At 64.0% G+C, this 6,650-nt stretch carries 9 protein-coding genes; 8 read left to right on the forward strand and 1 reads right to left on the reverse strand.

The window, feature by feature from the left end:
* Positions 1-70: 70 nt before the first annotated feature.
* From pufB to pufM, 4 genes are all read left to right on the forward strand, one after another.
* Positions 71-217, forward strand: a complete 147-nt coding sequence (pufB, locus tag ACKODO_RS11475; RefSeq protein ID WP_408983563.1) for a light-harvesting antenna LH1, beta subunit — start codon at positions 71-73, stop codon at positions 215-217.
* A 42-nt stretch (positions 218-259) separates the two neighbouring features.
* Positions 260-421, forward strand: coding sequence for a light-harvesting antenna LH1, alpha subunit (gene pufA / locus ACKODO_RS11480; protein WP_408983564.1), 162 nt, complete (start codon positions 260-262; stop codon positions 419-421).
* Positions 422-569: 148 nt separating this feature from the next.
* Entirely contained in the window at positions 570-1,415 is an 846-nt protein-coding gene (pufL, locus tag ACKODO_RS11485; protein ID WP_408983565.1) for a photosynthetic reaction center subunit L, read from the forward strand.
* 52 nt (positions 1,416-1,467) lie between these two features.
* Complete coding sequence (pufM, locus tag ACKODO_RS11490) at positions 1,468-2,424, forward strand: photosynthetic reaction center subunit M (protein ID WP_408983566.1); 957 nt, start codon at positions 1,468-1,470, stop codon at positions 2,422-2,424.
* Between the two features lie 138 nt (positions 2,425-2,562).
* On the opposite strand, the gene bchJ is transcribed toward pufM, so the two are convergent.
* Positions 2,563-2,847, reverse strand: coding sequence for a bacteriochlorophyll 4-vinyl reductase (gene bchJ, locus ACKODO_RS11495; RefSeq protein WP_408983567.1), 285 nt, complete (start codon positions 2,845-2,847; stop codon positions 2,563-2,565).
* A gap of 228 nt (positions 2,848-3,075) precedes the next feature.
* Between bchJ and ACKODO_RS11500 the strand changes: the two genes are divergently transcribed.
* The 4 genes from ACKODO_RS11500 to ACKODO_RS11515 all read left to right on the forward strand — a co-directional run.
* Entirely contained in the window at positions 3,076-3,525 is a 450-nt protein-coding gene (locus ACKODO_RS11500; RefSeq protein ID WP_408983568.1) for a (2Fe-2S)-binding protein, read from the forward strand.
* 11 nt (positions 3,526-3,536) lie between these two features.
* Positions 3,537-5,708: a molybdopterin cofactor-binding domain-containing protein gene (locus tag ACKODO_RS11505; protein ID WP_408983569.1), complete on the forward strand. Its 2,172-nt coding sequence runs from the start codon at positions 3,537-3,539 to the stop codon at positions 5,706-5,708.
* Positions 5,705-6,145 (forward strand): sulfur oxidation c-type cytochrome SoxX, encoded by a 441-nt coding sequence (gene soxX / locus ACKODO_RS11510; RefSeq protein WP_408983570.1) that lies wholly within the window; start codon positions 5,705-5,707, stop codon positions 6,143-6,145. The genes ACKODO_RS11505 and soxX overlap by 4 nt, the downstream gene beginning before the upstream one ends.
* Before the next feature lie 212 nt (positions 6,146-6,357).
* On the forward strand, positions 6,358-6,650 hold a 293-nt coding region (locus ACKODO_RS11515; RefSeq protein WP_408983571.1), incomplete at its 3' end, for a hypothetical protein.

Raw genomic sequence — 6,650 nt, forward strand, 5'->3', positions numbered from 1 at the left:
CTGCAGCTCACCGGCCGTGCGGGAGATGCACGGTAACTTCCAGCCCCGGAAAGCCGAAAGGACAACGCTCATGGCTGACAAAGGAGGGTCCCTGACGGGCCTCACCGAAAATGAGGCGAAGGAATTCCATGGTTTCTTCATGCAAGGAACACTGGGATTCGCCGCCGTTTCGCTGATCGCGCATATCCTTATCTGGATGTGGCGACCGTGGTTCTAAGCATGACTCGAGTTCATTCTCGAGAAACACGGAGACAAATACATGTGGAAAATTTGGTATATCTTTGATCCACGGCGAACGCTGGTGGCGGTGTGCACGTTCGCCTTTCTGATGGTGATGATCAATCACTTCATCCAGTTGAGCACGCCTCGCTATAACAGCTGGCTGAACGCGCCGGTGGCCGCGAAAGCGGCCCCGAAATAACGGCACTGGTCCGGGAGGGTCTTTGTGATGGAAGACCTGAACCGGGTGACGATAACGGCCGACGAGGTGTCCATCGGGCTCCCCGTCGGCCTTCCCTCAAACGCTTTCGTCCGCCCGGTTTGACGGCGCTGGGCACTGGGAGGCAGCCATGGCACTGCTAAGCTTCGAACGGAAATACCGCGTGCGCGGGGGCACGCTCGTCGGCGGCGATCTCTTCGATTTCTGGGTCGGGCCGTTTTATGTCGGGTTTTTCGGCGTGACCTCGGCCTTTTTCGCCATTCTGGGCACGACGCTCATCATCTTCGGCGCAAGCCAGGGGCCCACCTGGAACCCATGGCTGATCAGCATCAATCCACCGGATGTCAGCTATGGCCTCGCCTTCGCGCCCTTGATGGAGGGTGGCCTCTGGCAGATCATCACGTTCTGCGCGATCGGTGCCTTCTGTTCCTGGGCCCTGCGTGAGGTCGAAATCTGCCGCAAGCTCGGCATGGGCTATCATGTACCCTTCGCCTTCGGCGTCGCGATCTTCGCCTATGTCACGTTGGTTGTGTTCCGCCCGATCCTCCTTGGCGCATGGGGACACGGGTTTCCCTATGGCATCTTCAGCCATCTGCAATGGGTGTCGAACACGGGGTATCAGTATCTCCAGTTCCACTACAACCCGGCGCATATGATCGCCATCACCTTCTTCTTCACCACCACGCTGGCGCTTTCCCTGCATGGCGGCCTCATCCTCTCGGCCACGAACCCGGCCAAGGGTGAGACTGTGAAGACACCCGAGCATGAGAACAGCTTCTTCCGCGACACGATCGGTTACTCGATCGGCACGCTGGGCATCCATCGCCTGGGGCTGTTCCTTGCGCTGTCATCCGGCTTCTGGAGCGCCGTCTGCATCATCATCTCGGGTCCATACTGGACCGAGAACTGGGCGGATTGGTGGAACTGGTGGCTCAACTGGCGGTTCTGGGCCGATACCGCGATTTCTCCGCGCTGACCGGCCGGCACTTTCCCAGGTCTCTGCTCCCCCAAGTGGCGAGGACTTCAACATGGCCTATTATCAAAACATCTTCACCAAGGTTCAGGTCCACGGCGAGCCCGATCTCGGCGTTCCCCTGAAGAACAGCGACTCGGAACGGGGCAAGCAGACCCTGACTTCCTACTGGCTCGGCAAGCTTGGCGATGCACAGCTGGGACCGGTCTATCTCGGCTGGACGGGGCTCACCTCCATCTTCTGCGGCATCGTCGCAATCGAGATCATCGGCCTCAACATGTGGGCATCGGTGAACTGGGATCCGGTGCAGTTTGTGCGCAAGCTCTTCTGGCTCTCGCTCGATCCGCCAAAGCCGGAATACGGCCTCACCATTCCGCCCCTGGCGGAGGGCGGCTGGTGGCTGCTGGCGGGGTTCTTTCTCACCGCCTCCATCCTGCTGTGGTGGGTGCGCACCTATCGTCGAGCCCGGGCCCTGGGCATGGGCACGCATGTGGCCTGGGCCTTCGCGGCGGCGATCTGGCTCTATCTCGTGCTGGGCTTCATCCGTCCCATCATGATGGGCAGCTGGAGCGAGGCGGTGCCCTTCGGCATCTTCAGCCATCTGGACTGGACCCAGAACTTCTCGATCCGCTACGGGAACCTCTTCTATAACCCCTTCCACGCGCTCTCGATTGTCTTCCTCTATGGCTCGGCGCTGCTCTTCGCGATGCACGCCGCGACCATCCTGGCCGTCTCCCGCTACGGCGGCGAGCGCGAGATCGAGCAGATCACGGATCGCGGTACGGCTTCCGAGCGTGCGGCCCTCTTCTGGAGATGGACGATGGGCTTCAACGCGACGATGGAATCGATCCATCGCTGGGCCTTCTGGTTCGCGATCCTCACCCCCATCACCGGCGGCATCGGCATCCTGCTCACCGGCACGGTGGTGGATAACTGGTATGATTGGGGCGTGAAGCACCTGATCGTTCCGGCAGATCCGAACATGTGGCCGGCGACTCCGCCGCCGGTCTAGGGTCCGGCCCCAGCCTTGAGAGTTATCCGGTGTCCTCCGGATAAACGGAACCGCTCGCTCTCCTGCCATTCAGCGCCGGTTTCGTCTAACAGGCCACCTCGCCCCCCGAGCGTGGCCTGTTTTTTTGCCTGTTCGGCATCAGAGCGTGACGCGGAACATGCAAGCCGCGTCGCCCTTGGCGGAGCAGGCCGTTTCCTCGACGCGGGTCGAGGGCCCCGCCAGCCCGCGGAACAGCGTCTCGAAGGTCGCAGCATCATAATCGCAGACCGGCTGATCGGCGCGGATGGTCCGGCTCACGGGATTGTTCAGAAGCGTCAGTTCGAAGCCCTCGGGCGTGGCTTTCCAGGCGAAGAGACCGGCAAAGGTCCAGCCATGGCGCTCAACCGCCTTCAGAAGGATCCGCAGCGCGAGGCGTGGGCGCAACAGGGGCAACCGAAGCTACGCAGCCCGGGGAATGCGATCCCCCGGGGAGATAGCGATCTGCACGCTTCCCGCGCTTCCCGCCGCCCTGCCTGCAGCGGCGTGCCGATCAATTCACGAGATCGTGAGAATCCGACTTTCGTCGTAACGGTGACAAGAAGCCGGGCTCGGTTATCTTCTTGTCTCAAGCGGCTCGATCCGCATGGCGAAAACGCCGAGGGGGAGGTTTATATGGCGAAGCTCAACGTGAACGGGCGCGTGGTCGAGATCGATGCGCCGGCCGACACGCCCTTGCTCTGGGCCTTGCGCGAGCAGGCAGGCCTCACCGGCACGAAATATGGCTGTGGCATCGCTCAATGCGGCGCCTGCACGGTGCATGTCGATGGCGAGGCGGTGCGCTCCTGCTCCATCCCGCTCGGTGGTGTGACCGAGAACCAGAAGATCGTGACGATCGAGGGTCTCTCGCCCGACAGTTCCCACCCCATCCAGAAGGCCTGGCTGCAACTCGAAGTGCCGCAATGCGGCTATTGCCAATCCGGCATGATCATGGCCGCCGCGGCGCTTCTGGCGAAGAAGCCCAAGCCGACTGATGCCGATATCGATGAGGCGATGACCAATATCTGCCGCTGCGGCACCTATAATCGCGTCCGGGCGGGCATCAAGCTCGCGGCCGGCATTTGAGGAGAACGGACATGAACGCGCCTTTCTCGCTCTCCCGCCGATCCGTCCTCAAGGGTGCCGCCGCTTCGGCCGGGGCCTTCACGCTCGGTTTCGCCGTGCCGTTCTCGGCGGCGGAAGCACAAGCCGGCACGCCGGAAATCAATGCCTGGGTGGTGATCCACCCGGATGATCGGATCATCGTGCGCATCGCCCGCTCCGAGATGGGGCAGGGCACGCTGACGGGCCTCGCGCAGCTCGTGGCGGAGGAACTCGAGGCGGATTGGTCGAAGGTCGGCTGGGAATATCCCACGCCGGGCGAGAACCTGAAGCGCAACCGCGTCTGGCGGAATTTCTCCACCGGCGGGTCGCGCGGCATCCGCGAGAGCCATCAATATGTCCGCGAGGGCGGCGCGGCGGCGCGAATCATGCTGGTGCAGGCCGCAGCCAATGCCTGGAGCGTTCCGGCCTCCGAATGCCGGGCCGCGAAGAGCGTGATCACGCATATCCCCACGGGCCGCGCGGTGACTTATGGCGCGGTGGCTGCAGCGGCCGCTAAGCTCGAGCCGCCGAAAGAAGTCACGCTCAAGGACCCCAAGACCTGGACCACCATCGGCCAATCCGTGAATCGGCTCGACACGGTCGACAAGCTCAACGGCAAACAGGTCTATGGCGCGGATATCCGGCTGCCGGGCATGCTCAATGCCGCGATCCGGGCCTGCCCGGTTTTCGGCGGCAAGATCGCGCGCTTCGATGCTGCGAAGATCATGACCATGCCGGGCGTGAAGAAGGTCGTGCAGGTCAATCCGCACACGGTCGCGGTGGTCGCCGAGACCTGGTGGCAGGCAAAGACCGCGCTCGATGCCCTGCCCATCGTCTGGGATAACGGCCCCAATGCCAATGCCTCCTCCGAGACCATCGCGGCGATGCTGCATGACGGCCTTGAGGCCGGGCAGGCCTTCGAGGGCAACAGGGCGGGCGATGCCAGGGCCGCGATTGCGGGCGCCGCGAAGAAGATCGAGGCCACCTATTCCTACCCGTTCCAGAACCATGCCTGCATGGAACCCATGAACGCGACCGCGCTCTGGACCCCTGAGAAATGCGAGGTCTGGTGCCCGACGCAGAACGGCGAATCCGCGCTCGCCGCAGCCATCGAGGCCTCCGGCCTGCCGACGGCGAAATGCGACGTGCACAAGGTGCATCTCGGCGGCGGCTTCGGCCGGCGCGGCCGCTCGGATTTTGTCACGCAGGCGGTGCTCATCGCCAAGGAGATGCCCGGTATTCCCGTGAAGCTCCTCTGGAGCCGCGAGGAGGACATGCTTCAGGGCACCTACCACCCGATCACCATGGCGCGGATGGTGGGCGGGCTCGACAAGGACGGCAACCTCGTTGGCCTCCACATGCGCATTTCCGGCCAGTCGATCCTCGCGGGCGTGAACCCGCAGGGCCTGCAGAATGGCCGCGACCCGGTGGTGTTCCAGGGCCTCAATCCGGGAGGGGCGGAAGGGCCGTTCGGCTACGGCATCCCGAACCTGTTGATCGACCATGCCATGCGCAACCCGCATGTGCCGCCGGGCTTCTGGCGCGGGGTGAACCTCAACCAGAACGCCATCTATGTCGAATGCTTCATGGATGAGCTCGCGCATGCGGCGGGTGTCGATCCGCTGGAATTCCGCCGCAGGCTCATGAAGAATTCGCCGAAGCATCTCGCGGTGCTGGAGGCCGTGGCGAAAGGCATCGACTGGGGCACGCCTTCCCGGCCGGGCACGGCGAAGGGCCTCGCGCAGATCATGGGCTTCGGCTCCTATGTCGCGGCGGCGGCCGAGGTTTCCGTTTCAAATGCCGGCGAGATCAAGGTCCATCGCATCGTTGCGGCCACCAATCCCGGTCATGTGGTGAACCCGGACCAGGTGGCGGCACAGGTCGAGGGCTCGTTCGTCTATGGCCTCTCGGCGGCGTTCCATCAGGAATGCACGGTGAAGGGCGGGCGGATCGTCGAGGAGAATTTCGACACCTATCCCGCCTTGCGCATGGCCGAGATGCCGAAGGTCGAGAGCATTCTCGTGCCCTCCGGCGATTTCTGGGGCGGGGTGGGCGAACCGACCATCGCGGTCGCGGCGCCGGCCGTGATGAACGCGATTTTCGCCGCCACGGGCAAGCGCGTGCGCTCGCTGCCCTTGAAGAACGCGGATCTGCGCCGCGCATGAGGCGTGTGGCGCTGGCGATCGGCCTTGCGGCCCTGCTCGCGGGGCCGACAGCCATCGGCGCACCCATGGAAAAGGGGGTGGTGCCGGAAGCCGCACCGCTCGCCACCTCCCGCCCGCCCGATCCGGCGAACGGGCGGCGGATCGTGGTGGACCGGCGGCGCGGGCTCTGCCTGCTGTGCCATGCCGGGCCGTTCCCCGAGGAGCGGTTCCACGGCGATCTCGCGCCCTCGCTCGCCGGCACGGGATCGCGCTGGACCGAAGGGCAGATCCGCGCGCGCCTCATCGACAGCACGGCGATCAACCCGGACACCATCATGCCGCCCTATTTCAAAAGCGAGGGTGGCAACCGGATCGGGCGAGCCTTCGCCGGCAAGCCGATCCTCACCGCGGAGGAGATCGAGGATGTCACGGCCTTTCTCACGACACTCCGGGAGTGAACTCGACCGGCGCGGCGAGATCGCGGCGGGAGCGGGCTGGCTTTGCAATTTGATGATGGAACAAAACATTTCGGTCCCTCAAACACAAAAAACTGAGCGGCACGGCGCTAGCCGCCGGTCGAACCCTCAAACACGCTCTGCCAATTGCAAACCGCTCCCCAGCGGGAGAAAATCACCACACTCAAAATCGCTATTCCGCGGAGCCACTTGCCGTGACGGACAAAGAACCGGGCGCTAATCGTTTGGACCAACTGGTCGACCAGTTCGACGCCCTCTGGCAGCGGGGGCGCGGACCGAAGTGGACCGAGTGGCTCCGGCAGGTTGGCTCCCCAGACCAAACCAAACTGGCCCGGCTGCTGGTGCCGATCGAGCTGGAGTATCGCCGCCAGCGGGGCGAGACGATCGAGCCCGAGAGGGATTACCCCGAGGCGAGCCCTGAGCAGCTGGCTCTGGTTCGCGAGCTGCTCACGCCCTCGCTGCACGAAGACGCGACGCTGGCGCCCAA

Origin of the sequence: Rhabdaerophilum sp., from assembly GCF_046092605.1 — a bacterium.
Lineage (GTDB): Bacteria > Pseudomonadota > Alphaproteobacteria > Rhizobiales > Beijerinckiaceae > Rhabdaerophilum.